Origin of the sequence: Streptomyces monomycini (genome assembly GCF_022271435.1) — a bacterium.
GTDB classification, from domain to species: domain Bacteria; phylum Actinomycetota; class Actinomycetes; order Streptomycetales; family Streptomycetaceae; genus Streptomyces; species Streptomyces monomycini.
Genome location: NZ_JAFIQY010000038.1, coordinates 39438 through 56240, shown reverse-complemented (window position 1 = coordinate 56240; position 16803 = coordinate 39438). Strand labels below are relative to the sequence as shown.

General features: G+C 70.1%; 15 protein-coding genes and 1 tRNA gene. 7 read left to right on the top strand and 9 right to left on the bottom strand.

Annotation, left to right across the window (positions count from 1 at the left end; genetic code table 11):
• Nucleotides 1–85 precede the first annotated feature (85 nt).
• Nucleotides 86–1849 (top strand): aa3-type cytochrome oxidase subunit I, encoded by a 1764-nt coding sequence (gene ctaD, locus JXZ78_RS31505; RefSeq protein ID WP_372498457.1) that lies wholly within the window; start codon nucleotides 86–88, stop codon nucleotides 1847–1849.
• A 188-nt stretch (nucleotides 1850–2037) separates the two neighbouring features.
• Nucleotides 2038–2601, top strand: coding sequence for a hypothetical protein (locus JXZ78_RS31500; RefSeq protein ID WP_063726202.1), 564 nt, complete (start codon nucleotides 2038–2040; stop codon nucleotides 2599–2601).
• A gap of 126 nt (nucleotides 2602–2727) precedes the next feature.
• Here JXZ78_RS31500 and JXZ78_RS31495 read toward each other — a convergent pair whose 3' ends face one another.
• The 5 genes from JXZ78_RS31495 to JXZ78_RS31475 all read right to left on the bottom strand — a co-directional run bounded on the left by JXZ78_RS31495 (nucleotide 2728) and on the right by JXZ78_RS31475 (nucleotide 7934).
• Complete coding sequence (locus JXZ78_RS31495; RefSeq protein WP_030025156.1) at nucleotides 2728–3870, bottom strand: SPFH domain-containing protein; 1143 nt, start codon at nucleotides 3868–3870, stop codon at nucleotides 2728–2730.
• A gap of 14 nt (nucleotides 3871–3884) precedes the next feature.
• On the bottom strand, nucleotides 3885–4136 hold the full coding sequence (locus JXZ78_RS31490; RefSeq protein WP_030025154.1) for an NfeD C-terminal domain-containing protein: 252 nt from the start codon (nucleotides 4134–4136) through the stop codon (nucleotides 3885–3887).
• Nucleotides 4137–4252: 116 nt separating this feature from the next.
• Nucleotides 4253–4756, bottom strand: a complete 504-nt coding sequence (locus tag JXZ78_RS31485; protein WP_050503111.1) for a hypothetical protein — start codon at nucleotides 4754–4756, stop codon at nucleotides 4253–4255.
• 379 nt (nucleotides 4757–5135) lie between these two features.
• Nucleotides 5136–6764, bottom strand: a complete 1629-nt coding sequence (locus JXZ78_RS31480; RefSeq protein ID WP_030025150.1) for a DUF885 family protein — start codon at nucleotides 6762–6764, stop codon at nucleotides 5136–5138.
• A 240-nt stretch (nucleotides 6765–7004) separates the two neighbouring features.
• Nucleotides 7005–7934 carry a LysR family transcriptional regulator gene (locus tag JXZ78_RS31475; protein ID WP_050503110.1) on the bottom strand — a complete coding sequence of 310 codons (930 nt, stop codon included), beginning with the start codon at nucleotides 7932–7934 and terminating at the stop codon, nucleotides 7005–7007.
• Nucleotides 7935–8010: 76 nt separating this feature from the next.
• On the opposite strand from JXZ78_RS31475, the gene JXZ78_RS31470 reads away from it, so the two are divergent.
• From JXZ78_RS31470 to JXZ78_RS31460, 3 genes are all read left to right on the top strand, one after another.
• Complete coding sequence (locus JXZ78_RS31470; protein ID WP_157851787.1) at nucleotides 8011–8154, top strand: hypothetical protein; 144 nt, start codon at nucleotides 8011–8013, stop codon at nucleotides 8152–8154.
• A gap of 89 nt (nucleotides 8155–8243) precedes the next feature.
• Nucleotides 8244–8630: a hypothetical protein gene (locus JXZ78_RS31465; RefSeq protein WP_030025146.1), complete on the top strand. Its 387-nt coding sequence runs from the start codon at nucleotides 8244–8246 to the stop codon at nucleotides 8628–8630.
• Nucleotides 8624–9985: an MFS transporter gene (locus JXZ78_RS31460; protein ID WP_050503109.1), complete on the top strand. Its 1362-nt coding sequence runs from the start codon at nucleotides 8624–8626 to the stop codon at nucleotides 9983–9985. The genes JXZ78_RS31465 and JXZ78_RS31460 overlap by 7 nt, the downstream gene beginning before the upstream one ends.
• A gap of 278 nt (nucleotides 9986–10263) precedes the next feature.
• Here JXZ78_RS31460 and JXZ78_RS31455 read toward each other — a convergent pair.
• The 3 genes from JXZ78_RS31455 to JXZ78_RS31445 all read right to left on the bottom strand — a co-directional run bounded on the left by JXZ78_RS31455 (nucleotide 10264) and on the right by JXZ78_RS31445 (nucleotide 12239).
• Nucleotides 10264–10337, bottom strand: a tRNA-Pro gene (locus JXZ78_RS31455).
• Nucleotides 10338–10349: 12 nt separating this feature from the next.
• On the bottom strand, nucleotides 10350–11165 hold the full coding sequence (locus JXZ78_RS31450) for a Pr6Pr family membrane protein (protein WP_030025144.1): 816 nt from the start codon (nucleotides 11163–11165) through the stop codon (nucleotides 10350–10352).
• 135 nt (nucleotides 11166–11300) lie between these two features.
• A complete protein-coding gene (locus JXZ78_RS31445; protein ID WP_030025143.1) occupies nucleotides 11301–12239 on the bottom strand; it encodes a metallophosphoesterase in 939 nt (312 codons plus the stop codon).
• Nucleotides 12240–12414: 175 nt separating this feature from the next.
• Here JXZ78_RS31445 and JXZ78_RS31440 point away from each other — a divergent pair, with 175 nt between their 5' ends.
• On the top strand, nucleotides 12415–12879 hold the full coding sequence (locus tag JXZ78_RS31440) for a GatB/YqeY domain-containing protein (RefSeq protein ID WP_030025141.1): 465 nt from the start codon (nucleotides 12415–12417) through the stop codon (nucleotides 12877–12879).
• Nucleotides 12880–13090: 211 nt separating this feature from the next.
• Here the strand turns inward: JXZ78_RS31440 and JXZ78_RS31435 are convergent, their stop codons facing one another.
• Nucleotides 13091–15283, bottom strand: coding sequence for a transglycosylase domain-containing protein (locus JXZ78_RS31435; RefSeq protein WP_238783491.1), 2193 nt, complete (start codon nucleotides 15281–15283; stop codon nucleotides 13091–13093).
• A gap of 622 nt (nucleotides 15284–15905) precedes the next feature.
• Here JXZ78_RS31435 and JXZ78_RS31430 point away from each other — a divergent pair.
• Nucleotides 15906–16298: a WhiB family transcriptional regulator gene (locus tag JXZ78_RS31430; RefSeq protein ID WP_030022571.1), complete on the top strand. Its 393-nt coding sequence runs from the start codon at nucleotides 15906–15908 to the stop codon at nucleotides 16296–16298.
• Nucleotides 16299–16803 lie beyond the last annotated feature (505 nt).

The window sequence follows — 16803 nt, the reverse complement described above, 5'->3', positions numbered from 1 at the left end:
CGGTCTCTCCCCCGTGCTGAGGCTCTTCCCGGCCAGAGTCGGAGTCAGGCGCCAGCGGTGCGCCAGAGGTGAAGGACACAGCCCGGTGGACGGATCGGATACGCGTACGCAGTCAGACCCCGGAGCGCAGGCACCCCCTGGCGCTCCGGCGGGGCCCGCCACCGGGCCGGACACCCACCGGGACGACCCGGCGTCCGCGGCTTCCGGCCCACCACGCGTCGCACTCGGCCCCCGCCCCGTGCGCCGCCGCATCCCGGTGGAGTGGCTGACCACCACCGACCACAAGAAGATCGGGACGCTCTACCTCGTCACCGCCTTCGTGTTCTTCCTGGTGGGCGGCCTGATGGCCCTCCTGATGCGGGCCGAACTCGCCCGCCCGGGCACCCAGATCATGTCGAACGAGCAGTTCAACCAGGCGTTCACGATGCACGGCTCGGTGATGCTGCTGCTGTTCGCGATGCCGCTGTTCACCGGCTTCGCGAACTGGCTGATGCCGCTCCAGATCGGCGCGCCCGACGTCGCCTTCCCGCGACTGAACATGCTCGCCTACTGGTTCTTCCTGTTCGGTTCGCTGATCGCGGCGGCCGGCTTCCTGACCCCGCAGGGCGCCGCGGACTTCGGCTGGTTCGCGTACGCGCCGCTCTCGGACGCGGTGCACTCGCCCGGTGTGGGCGCCGACATGTGGATCATGGGCGTGGCGTTCTCCGGGTTCGGGTCCATCCTGGGCGCGGTCAACTTCATCACCACCATCATCTGTATGCGCGCCCCCGGCATGACGATGTTCCGGATGCCGATCTTCACGTGGAACGTACTGCTGACCGCGCTGCTGATCCTGATGGTCTTCCCGGTACTGGCCGCCGCGCTGTTCGCCCTCGAAATGGACCGAAAATTCGGTTCGCACATCTTCGACGCGGCCAACGGCGGCGCGCTGCTGTGGCAGCACCTGTTCTGGTTCTTCGGCCACCCCGAGGTCTATGTCCTCGCGCTGCCGTTCTTCGGCATCATCTCCGAGGTCATCCCGGTCTTCTCCCGGAAGCCGATGTTCGGTTACATCGGCCTGATCGCCGCCACGATCTCCATCGCGGGCCTGTCCATCACCGTATGGGCCCACCACATGTACGTCACCGGCGGCGTACTCCTACCGTTCTTCGCCTTCATGACCTTCCTGATCGCCGTGCCGACCGGAGTGAAGTTCTTCAACTGGATCGGCACCATGTGGAAGGGCTCACTGTCCTTCGAAGCGCCGATGCTCTGGGCCACCGGCTTCCTCGTCACCTTCGTCTTCGGCGGCCTGACCGGCGTCATCCTGGCCTCGCCGCCCATGGACTTCCACGTCTCGGACACCTACTTCGTCGTCGCGCACTTCCACTACACGCTCTTCGGTACGGTCGTGTACGCGATGTTCGCCGGATTCCACTTCTGGTGGCCCAAGTTCACCGGCAAGATGCTCGACGAACGGCTCGGAAAAATCACCTTCTGGACCCTCACCGTCGGCTTCAACCTCACCTTCCTCGTCCAGCACTGGCTCGGCGCGGCAGGAATGCCCAGGCGGTACGCGGACTATCTCGCGGCCGACGGTTTCACCACCCTCAACACCCTCTCCACCATCGGCTCCTTCCTGCTCGGCCTGTCCTTCCTGCCCTTCTTCTACAACGTCTGGAAGACCGCCAAGTACGGAAAGAAAGTCACCGTCGACGACCCCTGGGGCTACAGCCGCTCCCTGGAATGGGCCACCTCCTGCCCGCCGCCCCGCCACAACTTCACCTCGCTGCCGCGCATCCGCAGCGAATCCCCGGCCTTCGATCTGCACCACCCGGAGATCGTCGCTCTGGAATCGTCCCGCACCTGACGTCCCCGGCCCACGGCTGCGGAAGCCCGCCGACGCTTCCTCAGCCGTGGGCCCGCCCGCCGGGGCCTGGCCATGCCTCGCCCCGAGACGCCGGCTGCCGGCATCCGCTCACCCCGCCCCTCACCCACCCTCACCCACAACCCTCACCCACGACCCCCACCCGCCCCTCCCCGAGGGAGGAACCCACCATGTCCCACGCCACCCTCGCCCTCGGCGCCACCGCGCTCTTCGCCGCCGGCTGCGTCTGGTACCTCCCCGCGGCCGCGGCCCTGCGCGCGGGCGCCGACCGGCCGTACTCGCACCGCATCGCCGCCGCGTCCTGCGTCACCTTCTGGTGCACGCCCGCCCTGGTCGCCGTCCTCCTGCTGACCCCGGCCCCGTGGGCCGCGCTCGGCGCCGTCACGGCCGCCGGACTGCTCACGGCCGCGGCCCTGCTGGTCGTGTCCCGCCTCCAGCGGTCCCGTGAACAGCACGAGGAGTCACAGCGCTGGTCCACCCTGCGACAAGGCGGTACGGGAGCCCACGCCCCGGATTCCACGCCGCCCAGCAACCCGGCCCGCGCCCAACTCACCTTTCTGCTCTACCTTTTACCCGGCAACATCGTCGCCTCGGTGATCGCGACCACCGTCCTGCTGACGGCGGACAGCCTGACCCGGCAGAGCGCCGTCACCGCGACCATGACCGCCATCGGCATCTCCGCCGCCTCCCTGGCCATCGCCGGCACCCGTGCCCAGGCGACCCGCCGCCACTGAGGCCCGTACGGACCGCGGCCACTGCCCCCCCCGCACTACGTCCGCCACCGTTGCCCCCGTACCGCACCGCCCGCGGCCGCTGCCCCCCCCGTGCGGTCCCCCGGTAGTGCCGCCCCCGGGCCTCGCCTATTCGATCTCCACCCGTCCGCCACCCTGCTCCGGCACCCGCCCGTCAGCCGTGCTCTCCTCCGGCGCGCCCAGGTTGCGCCGTACGGAATCCAGGATCGTCAGTCCCTGGCCGACCAGCCCGGCCGCGATCTCGCCGAGCCCGTCAGCACCGTTGAGCACATTGACGTTCGCGCCGGAGAGGCCGCCGGCGGCCTCCTTGACGATCTGCGGGAGCTGGTCGATCAGCATCCGGTCCAGCGCGACCCGGTCGTACGACGCGGCAGCCTCCGCCTGGATCTTCATGCGCTCGGCCTCGGCCAGGGCGAGTACCCGGATGCGCTCGGCGTCCGCCTCGGCGGGCTTGACGACCTCGGCCACCAGCTGCTGCTGGCGCAGCTGGGCGGCCCGCTCCGCCAGTTCGGTCTGCGCGTCCAGTACCTCCTGCTGCGCATGGGCCTCGGCCAGCGGACCGGCCTGCGCGGCCTGGGCCTGCGCACGGTCCACCTCGGCGGAGTACTCGGCCTGGACGACGGCGGTCTGCCGCGCGTACTCCGCCTGCTTGCGCGCCGCCTCCTGCTCCGCCTCCGCGGCGGCCTGCGTCGCCTGCGCCTGTGCGATCTGCGCCTGCCGCTGGATCGCCGCCTTGTGCGGGGCGGACATGGCGTCGATGTAGCCGGTGTCGCCGTCGTCGATCGACTGGATCTGCAACGAGTCCACGTGCAGCCCGATCTTCGCCATCTCCGACTTCGAGGTGTCCAGCACCTCGGTGGCCAGCTTCTGCCGCTCGGTGACGATCTCCTCGACCGTCATCGAACCGATGATGGACCGCAGGTGACCGGCGAAGATCCGGCCGGTCAGCACCGACATCTGGTCCTGGTCGGAGAGGAAACGCTGGCCCGCGTTGACGATGCTCTCGGTGTCGTTGCCGACCTTGAAGGCGATCACGGCCCGCACCGTCAGCGCGATGCCCTGCCGGGTCACGCAGGTCTCGACGACCTCCGACTCGCACATGGCCAGGGTCAGGAAGCGGGTCTTGCGGAAGACGGGCAGCACGAACTTGCCGTGGCCGGTCACCACGCGGAACGGCGCACCCCCGAGGCCACGCCTGCCACCCGAGATCAGCATCGCCTCGTCGGGGGCGGGCACGCGGTAACCGAACATCTCTCGTCGTCTCCTCAACCGGCGTCGCCGGCGTCACCGGCCGACGCGTCCAATGGATCGGCCCAGCTGATCACGTCGACCTGGCGGCCGCCCCGGGACGCGATCACGAGCACGGACGTCCCGCGCGGCAGGGGATCGTCGGACCAGGCGAGAAACGTCTCCGTCCCGCCCCTGACCCGCACCAGGACCTCACCGGGCCCGGCGGCCCCACGGGTCCCGAGAACCAGCTCTCCGGCACAACCGATCACCGCCTCGTCCGGCATCATCGGCGGCCGCCCCCCTCGTCGCACTGACCTGCGTTCCGACCATAGCGTCCCGTGGCACACGGCCCCGCCCCTCGGGGCCGTGTGCCACGCACCTCTGACGTACTTACGCATGTCAGTCAGTGCTCCGGCAAGTGGCGCGCGAAGAACCTCCGCACCTGGCCGCGCACGGCAGGCACCGACCACGCCGGATCGGCCACACCCACCAGCCTGGCCCGGCCTTCGGCCGTCATCAGCCCCGCCGCCTGCAACCGCGGCGCGATGAACGCATGGTCCGTGAAGGCCCGGTGGGCCGAGCCATCGAGCCGGTCCCGGCGCGTATGCCCTCCCGGGTGGGCGACCACAGCCGCCCAGGAACGTTCCATCTCCGTCCGTCCGGCGAAACCGCCCGTCCCCACCAGGAGCAGCGGCCGGTCCACGCCCTCCCGGGCCACCGGAAGCAATTCCCCGGGGCGTCCGGAGACGTCCGGCGCCTGGTCGAGGAAGCCCTCCCAGTCAGCCGCGGCGCCGACACGGGAATCCGCATACTGGGCCTGGGCAGCCGCGGTGCCGCCCGCCGAGTGCCCGTACACACCCAACCGCCGCGGATCCAGCGCATGCCCCAGCCCCTCCGTACGAGCCACCCCAGAGCACCTGGTCCGCTCCGAGCTACGACAGATGCACGAGGGAAGCGACACCCCGCCGCCCGCACGGCTCCGCGACCTGCACCGCGTCGACAGCGATGCCTGGGGCCTCCTGCGCCGGGCTCCTGGCCGAACCCCACAGCACCACAGTCCTGGCCCGCCGCCTGGGGCTCAGCAACGTCACCGCCTCCGCCCATACCGCCGCCTTGCGTGGGGCGGGGCTGCTGACCACGGCGCGGGCCGGGCGGGCTGTGCTGCATCGACGGACGGAGCTGGGGGCGCTGCCGGCTCGGCGTGCGAAGTGAGTACGCGTAGGGGCGGTTGAGCCGGTCACCGGTACGGAAACGATCGGCGCCCGTGCTGTGGCGGATCGGCTGAATCATCCAGGCAGGCGGGTGGGGCGTGCCGGCAGGCCCTCTGCGAGGGCAGTCGGCAGCAGGCCCAGCGGTGGGGAGCCCAGGGCGAGGACAGCGCTGTGGAAGCGCAAGGGAGAGTAGGCGTCGCCCCAGCGTCGCCGGGCTTCGTCCCGCAGGTCGCGCAGGGCCAGCTTGCCCCAGGTGTAGCGGCCGTAGGTGGGGTCGAAGGTGGCCCGCTCGGCCTCCGCGCGGGCGGCCCGGCCCGACAGGTAGGTGTCCGCCTCGAAGCGCCGGGCGGCCTCCGGTACGTCCATGGCTCCGGTGTGTACACCGATCGCGCAGGCGAGCCGGGTCACCCTGATCAGTGCTTCCATGCAGACGCCGATGGTGAAGCGGGGGTCGGCCGCCCGGAAACCCTCCTCCACCATCAGCTCTTCCCCGTAGTGGGCCCAGCCCTCCATGAAGGTGAGGGACTGCAGGATCCGCCGGACAGGACTGCCGGCCCTGCGCAGGCATCGGGCGTGCGCGAAGTGCCCGGGCACCACCTCGTGTGCCGTGACGGCGGGAAGCATGGCCGGGCTGAAGACGGTCAGCCACTCGGCGGCGTCCTCGTCCTTCCAGCCGGGCCCCGGCAAGGTGATGTGGTACCAGGACGGGGCGTCGGGCTCCCCGGGGGCGGCGAAGCTCATCATGGCCCAGGTGTCCTGACGTGACGGTGGTGTGGGGCCGACGAGCACCTCACCGTCGAGGTGCGGGAGGAGCGCCCGGCCGCGGGTGAAGGCCATCAGTTCGTCGGTGACGGCTCGCGCCCGGTCCAGTACGGCGTCGGCCGGCGGGTGTTCCCGTACGAGATCGCGCACGAGGTCGTGCGGGCGGCGGCCGGGAACCAGCCGGTGGCAGGCCTCGCGCAGCAGTGCGCGCAGCCGTTCGGCCTCCTGGTCGGCCCGGTCGGCCAGCCGGGACACGCTGACTTCGAGCCCTTCGGGGGCGCCCATGAGCAGGGCGAGGTCCCGCTCGCCGAGGGCGGAGCGCGGGTCGCCGTGGTCGGCCGCGTGTTTCAGGCAGGCCATCAGCCGTCCGTGTGCGCTGCGGGCGCGTACGGCGACATCGGTGCCGGCCAGTTCGGGCGGGATGACGGCGGCGAGGCTGTCGGCCGTGTCGAGCACGGCGCGGGCCGTGGGGGCGTCGACCTGGTCGAGTGCGCGGACGGACGCGTCGATCGCGGCGGGCCAGTTGGCGAGGTGGGCGCGCTTGGCACGGTCCCGGTCGGTAGCCGGTGCGTACTCCCGGTCGTAACAGCAGACGTCGAGATTGAGCAGGTGGGGCAGCGGGTTGCGGCGGTGCATCTCCAGGTCGCCGTAGACCGTGCGCAGGGCCGCCTCGAAGATGTGGAGGTGCGCGGCGTCGTGGGAGTCGGGCGATCCGGGAGAGTCCGGCGATCCGGGAGAGTCGAGTGGTCCGGGGGAGTCGGGCGGGGTGAGGGGGGAGGGCGGTTCGCGGAGGCCGGGGGCGGGGCCGCCGAGCCCGGCGAGTCCGGAGCGGATGCCGTCCGGGGAGAGGTCCTGTACGTGGCCGTCGTATTCGTGCAGGCCGGCTTGTTCACGCACCAGCTCGACCATCAGATCACACACCGCACGCAACCGAGCATCCATGGCCGCATATTCCTTTCGGGTATTCCTTCCGGATGTCTCTCCTGGATATTCCCCGCGGATGTTCCTCACGGATGTTCCTCACGGATGTTCCTTGCAGATGTTCCTCGCGAATGTTCCTTACGGGCCCCGTAGGGCTCCGCCTCCGACTCCTGCGGCCGTGCGATCGATCCGGCCGGACAATCCGGGACAATCGCCGACGCCCATCGGGGAGCGCGAACGTTCGCGGACGATCACGGACGTTCAATGAATGGCCGTACCGGCGAGCAGCGCACCCTCCTTTCGGGCCACTTCCAGCAGAATTTCGATCATGGGTTCCGCTGCGGGCGCGTGCCGTCCTTCCGGAAGCGCAATGTACACACGGCGTGGCGGAAATTCTCCCGCCAGAGAGTGAAGGGCGATTTTTCCACTGCTGCGGACCGCGAGCAATCCCGGAACAAGTGTGACACCGGCCGATATTTCCACCAACCGGATGACGGTGCTCCAGTCCCCGACCTGGAAATGGATATGCGGTGCGAACCCCAGCGCACTCTCGAATTCCGGCTGCGGCCCGAGGCAGTCCGGATGGGCGCCCTCGATCCACGATTCCGCCGCCAGGTCCTGCAGCTCACCCCTGGAGAACCCGCCACGGCCGGCCCGGCGGTCACGGGCGACGGCGATGTACAACTCGTCCTCCAGCAGTGGCAGGACGTCCAGCCCGCAGGCCTCTTCACCGATGAGGTCCCAGCCGGTGACCAGCGCGATGTCGATCAGCCCGGACCGCAGGTCCGCGGCGTGGTGGCGCGTGGTCCAGCCGGACAGCGAGAGCCCCACCTGCGGATAGCGTTCGGCGAAGCGGGCCAGCGACTGCGGCAGCAGATACGCGTTGACGCCGGCGAAGCCGCCCACCCGCAGCCGCCCGCCACGCAGCCCGCTCATCGCCCGCAACTCCTGCTGGACGGTGACGACCTGGGACAGGATGTCGCGGGCCCGGTCGGCCAGCAGCAGGCCCGCGTCGGTCAGCCGGACACCACGGCCCAGCCGCTGTACGAGTTGCGCGCCCACCTCGTGCTCCAGCGCCTCGATCTGCCGTGAGACGGCCGGCTGGCTGAAGGACAGTGCCCTGGCCGCGGCCGACATCGACCCCCGGTCGGCCACCTCGACGAGCACCCGCAGACGATGAAGGTCACGCATGCCCGGAAGGTATAGCAGCCATCCGGAACCCGCAATTATGCTCTTGCGCCGGATTCGGCGACCTCGACGAGTACACGTGAACGATGAAGGTCACGCATGCCGGGATGGTATGGCTGCCATGCGAAACCTGCAATTGTGCTTTTTCGCCGGATCCGGAAATCTGAAGGCGGCTGCCCTGCTGGGCAGCCAGCCGGAAGCAGAGGAAGGGGATATTCCGTGAGTGTCACACCCCGAAAATCAACTGAGCGGGGAGCCGCAGATTTGGCGGTACCTTGCAGGCAGTACTCATGGACTCCAGAAGTCCACGACTTGTACGGCGATCCGGAATCCATCCTGCGCAAGGTGGACGCGCTCGACATGGAGCTCGCCGAGCGTCGCATCTTCGTCCTCCTCACCGAAAGCGAAGGCCACGCCCAGCTCCGTTTCTTCGAGCAGGTGGAAGGCAAGAAGTACGCGGTTTCCGCCTGGACCGGCGAGTCTCTCGACGGCGCCGGCGCAGCGATCGGCGACGTCATCCTGAAGAACAAGGGAATCAACTGCGTCGGCGAGCAGGTACGCGGCCTGCTGGCCAAGTTCCCCATGGTCTCGCCCACCACGGTGCCGGCGCCGGCCAACGCCCGGGCGGCATTCGCCCACACCGTCCGCGCCCACGGTGAAGGCACCTTCATGCGGGCCACGTTCGCCCTTCTGTGCTGACACCGGCGGAACAGCACCGATCCGGCCGTCCCGACCAGCGCGGGGACGGCCGGGTCTTCGCGCGACTGTGGGCCGCGACGGCATCGGCGAACCTCGGCGACGGTCTGGTGCTGGCCCTGATCCCGTTGCTCGCCGTACAGCTGACGGCGTCCTCGGGCCTGGTCGCGGGGGCGAAGCTGGCGCACACGCTGCCCTGGGCGGTGGCTCCGCTGGTGGTCGGTCTGCTCGTCGACAGCATGGACCGGCGCCACCTGATCATCTTCTTCGACCTGTTCCGCGCGGCGGCACTGGCCGCCCTCCTGGCCGCCCTCCTGCTCGACGCCACCGCCCTGTTCGTTCTCTACGTCCTCTACCTGGTCGCATGCTGTCTGGCGGTCGGCGAGGCCGTCGCCGACATCGCCACGACCGCACTCGTCCCCTCGGTGGTGCCGGGCCACCGGCTGGAGTGGGCGAACTCCTGGATCCGGGGTACGGAGTCGGTACTGAACGAGTTCGTGGGGCTGCCGCTGGGCGGGCTGCTGGTCGCCCTCGGCCCGGCATGGGCGGTCGGCGGCGCCGGCGGACTCTATGCCGTCGCGGCCTGTGCCCTGCTGATGCTGCACGGGAAGTACCGGCCGGCGGCCCAGGACGGGCCACCTGACAGGGACGTGGTCGAGCACGGCGTACGAAGCGGCGAAGGCGCGGGACAGCACGGCGACGACGGGCTCGACGGGCGCAGGCGGCACCTGCTCACCGCGGGCTTGAGAATCCTCTGGCGCAACCGGCCGTTGCGCACGCTGACGCTCATGAGCACGGTCATGGCGGGCTGCTGGAGCGCATGGCTCGCCGTACTGGTCGTGTACACCGTCCAGGGCCCGGTCGGCCTGTCCCCGGTCGGCTACGGACTGCTGCTGACGACCCTGGGCGCCGGCGCCGTGATCGGCGCCGCGCTGGCCCCGCGCCTCGCCCGCACCGTGGGCGTCCGCTGGATCCTGGTCACGGACGTGGTGGCCGGCGTCGTCATGCTGGGCGCCCCTGCCGTGAGCGCCGACGTCGCGGTGATCGCCTTCGCCACGTTCCTCGGCGGGGTGGGCAGCGGACTGTGGAACGTGGTGGTCATCTCGCTGCGCCAACGCCTGATCCCCCAGGACCGGCTGGGCCGGATCAGCGGCGCCATCCGGTGCCTCGGCTGGGGCGGTATGCCGCTGGGTGCCGCGCTGGCCGCCGGGCTCGCCGAACTGACCGGCCCACGCCCGGTATTCGCCCTGGCCGCCGTGCTCACCGCACTCACCCTGGTCCCCCTGCTCCGCATCCTGAACGAGCCGGCCCTGGACGCTCCGGCGCAGGAGACGTCCCCGGCCGCCGGAAAGCGCTGAGGCGTCCCGGCCGGTGCTGTCGGGGCGGGGCGAGCGGTGTCACTGATGCCGACGGGCCTGTGGACGGGCCCGTCGGCATGCCCGGCTGGCGATGTGTCATACATCACCCGTCGCTGTGCTCGATGGGCTTCTGCAGATGCGTCTGGCCGGATGTCGGTAGGGGAGTGCAGGAAGGCCTATCCGAAGACCTTCCCCCGGACTTCTCCCAAGGGGCCCCGGAAACGAGTCAGGGCCACCGACTCTTGCGAGTCGGTGGCCCTTGACCTGCTACTTCCCAGTCGGGGTGGCGGGATTTGAACCCACGACCTCTTCGTCCCGAACGAAGCGCGCTGCCAAGCTGCGCCACACCCCGAAGCAACGAGCTCTACTTTAGCGGACCGATCCCCGAAGGTGAAATCCGGTTCTCCGGGCGCCGGGGCTGGGGCCTGACCTGGTCGATCGCGATGAGGATCAGGGCGAGGGCGTAGAAGGCGGAACCGAAGATGAGGGTGTTCAGGGCGATGCCCGCGTAGCCGTGGAGGTCGACGTCGAGGAAGGGGTACGGGTAGCGGCCCTCGGTGCCCGGGGCGAGTAGGGCGCCGCGGACGAGGGCGAAGGGGAGGTAGAGGAAGGGGTAGGCCAGCCACTGGGCGGCGTAGCGCCAGCGGAAGCTGCGGGGGGCGGTGAGCAGGAGCCAGTCGAGGGCGGCGCCGATGGGGGTGACGGTGTGCAGGAGGTGGGTGGAGACGGTGCGGACGGTGTCGTGTTCCGGGGTGCCGGTCATGGAGAAGCTGCTGGAGTCGTTGGTGAGCACGAAGTGGTACACGAGACCGGTGATGGCTATGAAGAGGAGGACGCCGCCGCTGATGCGCGCGGAGATCGGGGGGCGGGCGGACCAGGCGCGGTAGGCGGACCAGGCGAAGAAGACGGCCACCGCGATGTTCGTCTGGACCGTGAAGTAGCTGAAGAGGCGGCCCAGGTCCGGGGTGATCGCGATGTCCAGGACGAGGCCGGTCAGTGCGGCCAGGGCGATCAGCAGGCGGAACACGGCGGCCAGCGGGCGCCGGATCGGGGGGACGACGGCGGAGGCCGGGGTGTGGGCCGAGGCGGCTGCCGCTCCCCGGGCGTACCGGGTGGAGGCATGCGAGGTGGCCTGCGGCGGACGGGAGCTCGGGACGCGTGCGCTGGTGGGGTCGATCATCCCCCCACGCTAGACGGGAGTGGGGGGTGATGCGGAGGGTGTGTGCGAATTCGGGGGAGGAGGGGTGGAGGAAGGGGAGTGGGTGGGGCTCGTGGCCTCGGCCTTGCCTGGGCCAGGCCGACCCCACCCGCCGTTCTAGTCCCGTGCCGTCAGCGTCAGCAGCGTCGCCTCCGGGGGGCAGGCGAAGCGGACCGGGGTGTAGCGGTTGGTGCCGCAGCCTGCGGAGACGTGGAGGAAGGAGGTGTGGCCGGCCGCGGTGTGGGTGGACAGGCCCTTGACCCGCTCGGTGTCGATGTCGCAGTTGGTGACCAGGGCCCCGTAGAAGGGGATGCAGAGCTGGCCGCCGTGGGTGTGGCCGGCCAGGATCAGCGGGTAGCCGTCGGCGGCGAAGGCGTCGAGGGTGCGCAGGTAGGGCGCGTGGACGACGGCCAGGGAGAGGTCGGCGCCCGGTTCCGGGCCGCCGGCGACCTGGGCGTAGCGGTCCCGCTTGATGTGCGGGTCGTCCAGGCCGGTCAGGGCGATCTCGAAGCCGCCGGCCGGGCCGTCGAGCTTCAGGCGGCCGCGGGTGTTGGTGAGGTTGACCCAGCCGGCCGTGTCGAAGGCGTCGCGCAGGTCTTCCCAGGGATTGTGGATGGCGCCGACGACGGGCGGGTTGCCGTTCAGACCGTGCCGCTTCTGAACCTTTTCGACCAGGTAGCGGGCAGGGTTGCGCGGCTTGGGACCGTAGTAGTCGTTGGAGCCGAAGACGTACGCGCCCGGGAACTCCATGAGCGGGCCGAGCGCGTCCAGCACCTCCGGGACGCCCTCGGGGTCGGAGAGGTTGTCGCCGGTGTTGATGACGAAGTCGGGGCGCAGTCCGGCCAGCGACTGGAGCCAGCGCTGTTTCTTGCGCTGGCCGCTGACCATGTGGATGTCGGAGACCTGGAGGACGCGCAACGGCCGCATCCCGGGCGGCAGTACGGGCACGGTGACCCGGCGCAGTCTGAAGGAGCGGACTTCGATTCCGGCGGCGTAGACCAGGCCCGCGGCACCGGCCGCGGCGAGGGACAGGGGGACTCCGTAACGGGCGCGCATGATTCCCATCGTGGCAGAGCGAGCGGGGGAATCGCCCATCGGTAGGTTCTGCCCCGTCCTCCGGTGTTTCACGCCCGCCGTCCGGTACCCGGCATCCGCTCTCCGGTACGTCACCTCCGTGCACCGGAACGTAATGGTGGGGCGCGGGGCGCCGCGTACGGGCATACTCGACGTCATGACCACGCTCAAGTCGAAGCTGCAGGACGACCTCACCACGGCCATCAAGGCCCGTGACGAGCTGCGCTCTTCCACCCTCCGTCTCACCCTGACCGCCGTCCAGAAGGAGGAGGTCGCGGGCACCGAGGCGCGCGAGCTGTCGGACGCCGAGGTCGAGAAGATCGTCGCACGGGAGGCGAAGAAGCGCCGGGAAGCCGCCGAGGCGTTCGACAAGGGCGGCCGCGCCGAGTCGGCGGAGCGGGAGCGCGCGGAGGGCGAGGTGCTCGCCGAGTACCTGCCGAAGCCGCTCTCGGACGAGGAGCTGGAGAACATCGTCGCCGAGGCCGTCGCGGAGGCCAAGGGGAGCGGCGCCGAGGGGCCGCGGGCCATGGGCGCCGTCATGAAGATCGTGAACCCGAAGATCGCGGGCCGGGCCGAGGGCGGCCGGGTGGCCGCGGTGGTCAAGAAGCTGCTCGCGGGCTGAGGAGAGGAAGCGGGGGGAGCGGGGGAGCGGGGGAGTGGGGCGGGGAGGCGATGCGGGGGTGCGGGTGGTCCAGGCGGTGTAGGCCGTGAGATCGCTGCTCCCTGCCAGCCGGTGTACGGAAGGGGCGCTCCCACCATCTGGTGGGAGCGCCCCTTCCGTACGTCCTGCGCTTACGTCTTTCCTGATCGCTGCCTCAGCGGTCTGACCCGCCTCAGCCCCCGAACAGCCCCGGGAACCCGGGAATGTGCCAGCCGCCGCCCGGCTTGCCGTCGCCCCGGCCCCCGCCGTGGCCGCCTCCGCCGCCGGGCCGGTCGTGGCGGCCGCCGCCACCGCCGCCCTTGCCGTCGCTCTTGTCGGAGTCGCCGAGCGGGACGGTGGGCAGGGACGGCGCGGGCTTGCCGGACAGCGCGCCCGACATCGCCTCGCGCCAGATCGGGCCCGGGGTGTCCGCGCCGTACACCTTGTCGTGGAAGGTGCCGCCGATGGTGATGTCGAACATCCGCCGCTTGTGAGCCGGGTCACCCACCCACACCGCGCCGGCCATGTTCGGGGTGTAACCGGTGAACCAGGCCGCATACCGGCTGTCGGTGGTGCCGGTCTTGCCCGCGCTGTCCCGGCCCTGGAGGCCGGCCTGCCGGCCGGTGCCGTCCTCGACGACGCCCTTGAGCAGCGCGTTGATGGTCTTGGCGGTCTGCTGGGACATCGCGCGGTGGCAGCTGGTCTTCGGTACGGTCAGCGCCTTGCCGGTCGCGTCGGTGATCGACTCGATGGCCACCGGGGAGCAGTGGACGCCCTCGTTGGCGAAGGTCGCGTAGGCGTTGGCCATGGTCAGCGGGGACACCTCGGGGGAGCCCAGCGCGATGGCGGGGCTCTGCTCCACCGGATTGCCGTTGGAGCGCTTGATGCCCATCTTGTCGGCCATCTTGGTCACCGGGCAGATCCCGATGTCGCTGATCAGCTGCACGAAGTAGGTGTTGACCGACTTCGCGGTCGCCTCCTTCATGCTGTACGGGCCGACCTCGGAGGTGTTCTCGTTCTGGACCGGGTTGTTGCCCGTCCACTGCCCGGTGCAGGTCGAGACCGGGCTCGGGTACTGCATCTTGTACGGCGAGGAGTACGACTGGTCCGGGCCCTTGCCGGCCTCCAGGGCCGCCGCCGCGATCACCGGCTTGAACGTCGAGCCGGGCTGGTAGCCCGCGCCGCCGCCCATCTTCTGGTCGACGGACAGATTCATCTGGGTCTGATTCTGACCGAATCCGTACGGACGTGACTGGCCCATGCCCAGGATCTTCCCGGTGCCGGGCTGGACGATCGTCGCCGCGGTGGCGACCGGGTCGTCGGCGTAGACCTGACTGGTGACGGCCGACTGGATCGACTTCTGGGTCTGCGGGTCGAGCGTCGTACGGATCGTCAGGCCGCCCTGGTTCCAGCGCTTGCTGCGTTCCTTGCGGGTCTTGCCGAAGGCCTGGTCGTTCAGCAGCACCTCGCGTACGTAGTCGCAGAAGAACCCGGCGCCCGAACCGGCCGTGATGCAGCCGTTCTTGGGGCGGCTGACCTTCAGCTTGATCGGCTTCTTGGCGGCGGCCTCGGCCTCGGCCTGCGTGACGGCCTTCGTGTCGGCCATCCGCTGCAGCACGGTGTTACGGCGGCGCTGCGCCTCCTTCGGGTCGTTCACCGGGTCGTACCGGCTCGGCGACTGCACGATGCCCGCCAGCAGCGCGGACTCGTCCAGGGTCAGGTCCTTGGCGTGCTTGCTGAAATACCGCTGGGAGGCGGCCTCGACGCCGTACGCCTGCTGCCCGAAGAAGGTGATGTTCAGGTAGTTCTGCAGGATCTTCTGCTTGCCCAGTTCCTCCTCGACCTGGATCGCGTACTTCAGCTCCTTGACCTTGCGGCCGATGGTCTGCTGGGTGGCCTGGGCGACCTTGTCGGGGTCGTCGCCGGCCTCCTCGATGAAGACGTTCTTCACGTACTGCTGCGTCAGCGTCGAGGCGCCCTCGGAGACGCCGCCGGACCGCGCGTTCTTGTTGACCGCGCGCAGGATGCCCTTCAGGTCGATCGCGCCGTGCTGGTAGAAACGCGCGTCCTCGATGGCGACGATCGCCTTCTGGACGTACGGCGACATGTCCTTCAGGTCGACCACGGTGCGGTCGCGCGAGTAGACCTTCGCGATCTCGCCGCCGTCCGCGTCGAGGATGGTGGTCCGCTGGCTCAGCGGTGGAGTCTTCAGATTGGCGGGGATCTCGTCGAATCCTTCGACCGATCCCTTCGCCGCGAGGCCCAGCGCGCCGGCTGCGGGGAGGGCCAGGCCCGCCAGCACCGCTCCGGCCAGGACGCTGACACCCAGGAATTTAGCGGCCTGCTGGGTCTTGGTCAGACCCCCGCCGTCGCGCTTCTTACCCATGAGGGCAGCCTAAGCCCTCGTGTACGGCGGCCCGAGGGAGCGGGGCTGGGTCGGGACGCCCGGGCACCGGGACATCCGGCTACCGGAACGTCCGGGTACCGGGATGTCCGGGTACCGGGATGTCCGTGTGCCGGGGCACGCGGGTCCCTAACGGCCCGGCGCCCGAGCCGGGCGCGGTGGCCGTGGTGGAGGCGGTGGGTGTCCGCAGTGACGCAGGTGACGACCGGCCGGTGCGACTTCACGAGGTGGCTCCGTTCTCAAACGCCGGACAGGGGTGCATCTGTTCGTTTAACCTGATCCTGTCCGGCGGCCGCAGAGGGATCACGTCGGCCCGTCAACCCCGCCTCCGCGTGCGCGTGGCGCCCCGTACGTCCGCATATGTCGCCGTGCACCCGGTGTGGCAGTGGCGAACTGCCCCATGCTGCCGGGAACGTGGCGTATGCCACCGGCTCACTCCGTTGGGTGATCTGCCGCATACACATAGTCCGTTCGGGCCATTCAAGATTGGGCCCGAAGGGGGTGTTGCGCCCTGCTCGCCTTCCGTAACGTCCTCAACTGGCAACGGTGAATATGCCGCTTGCCGCCGTGGGGGAGCCTCGATTCGGGAGAGGACGGCGCCAGCATGAGCTGGGTAACCGACTGGAGTACACAGGCAGCCTGCCGCACCACCGATCCGGACGAGCTGTTCGTTCAGGGCGCGGCCCAGAACCGGGCCAAGGCGGTCTGCACCGGATGCCCGGTGCGGACGGAGTGCCTGGCCGACGCCCTGGACAACCGCGTGGAGTTCGGAGTCTGGGGCGGCATGACCGAACGCGAGCGGAGGGCGCTGCTGCGCCGCCGCCCGACCGTCACCTCGTGGCGTCGGTTGCTGGAGACAGCGCGTACGGAATACGAGCGCAGCACCGGCATCCTGCCCGTGGACTGTGAGGACGACGAGACGTACGAGAACACCTACGACAACGCGTACGGCAACCGCTACGACGGTACGTACGACGACTACGCCGCGGTCGGCTAGACGTCGGTAGCCGTCTGCTGTGGGCCGGTTGGTCCATGGGCGTATTCGGCGTGGGCCGGAACGGTCGGCGTACGGGCGTGACAGCTGTACGGGCGTGGTTGGTGCGGCCGAGATCGCTGTGCGGTCGTGACCAGCGCGTGGTCCTGATCGGTGCACAGTCCTGATCGGTGCGCGGTCCTGACGGCGGAGGTCGTCCTGGTGCACGGGCTTGCCCGGCGCGTGGACGTAGCCGTACGGATTCGCCGGCGCGGGACGACTCGGCGCCTCGGTACCGGGAAGGCGCGAGCGCGCGTGCAAGCGGCCGGCACCGGGTGGCGCTACAGACGCTGGGATCGTTGCTCGGGCTGTCTGCGTTCGCCGCTGAGTCCGTCGTGTCCGCTGAGACCGGTGCAGTTCGCTGAGTCTGGTGCAGTCCGCTGTTTCCGCTGCTGCTGGGTGAAGTCCTTTGGCCCTGCTCCCCGGGGCCTCTTGGGGTCCGTACAGGGCGGCATCAGGGCTGTGACAG

What these genes read in the sequence shown, in the direction of transcription:
- JXZ78_RS31500 (WP_063726202.1), top strand. Translation starts at nt 2,038, where the DNA reads ATGTCCCACGCCACCCTCGCCCTCGGCGCCACCGCGCTCTTCGCCGCC.
- JXZ78_RS31445 (WP_030025143.1), bottom strand. Translation starts at nt 12,239, where the DNA reads ATGCGCGCCCGTTACGGAGTCCCCCTGTCCCTCGCCGCGGCCGGTGCC.
- JXZ78_RS31450 (WP_030025144.1), bottom strand. Translation starts at nt 11,165, where the DNA reads ATGATCGACCCCACCAGCGCACGCGTCCCGAGCTCCCGTCCGCCGCAG.
- JXZ78_RS31480 (WP_030025150.1), bottom strand. Translation starts at nt 6,764, where the DNA reads ATGGATGCTCGGTTGCGTGCGGTGTGTGATCTGATGGTCGAGCTGGTG.
- JXZ78_RS31430 (WP_030022571.1), top strand. Translation starts at nt 15,906, where the DNA reads ATGAGCTGGGTAACCGACTGGAGTACACAGGCAGCCTGCCGCACCACC.
- JXZ78_RS31440 (WP_030025141.1), top strand. Translation starts at nt 12,415, where the DNA reads ATGACCACGCTCAAGTCGAAGCTGCAGGACGACCTCACCACGGCCATC.
- JXZ78_RS31490 (WP_030025154.1), bottom strand. Translation starts at nt 4,136, where the DNA reads ATGATGCCGGACGAGGCGGTGATCGGTTGTGCCGGAGAGCTGGTTCTC.
- JXZ78_RS31475 (WP_050503110.1), bottom strand. Translation starts at nt 7,934, where the DNA reads ATGCGTGACCTTCATCGTCTGCGGGTGCTCGTCGAGGTGGCCGACCGG.
- JXZ78_RS31495 (WP_030025156.1), bottom strand. Translation starts at nt 3,870, where the DNA reads ATGTTCGGTTACCGCGTGCCCGCCCCCGACGAGGCGATGCTGATCTCG.
- JXZ78_RS31435 (WP_238783491.1), bottom strand. Translation starts at nt 15,283, where the DNA reads ATGGGTAAGAAGCGCGACGGCGGGGGTCTGACCAAGACCCAGCAGGCC.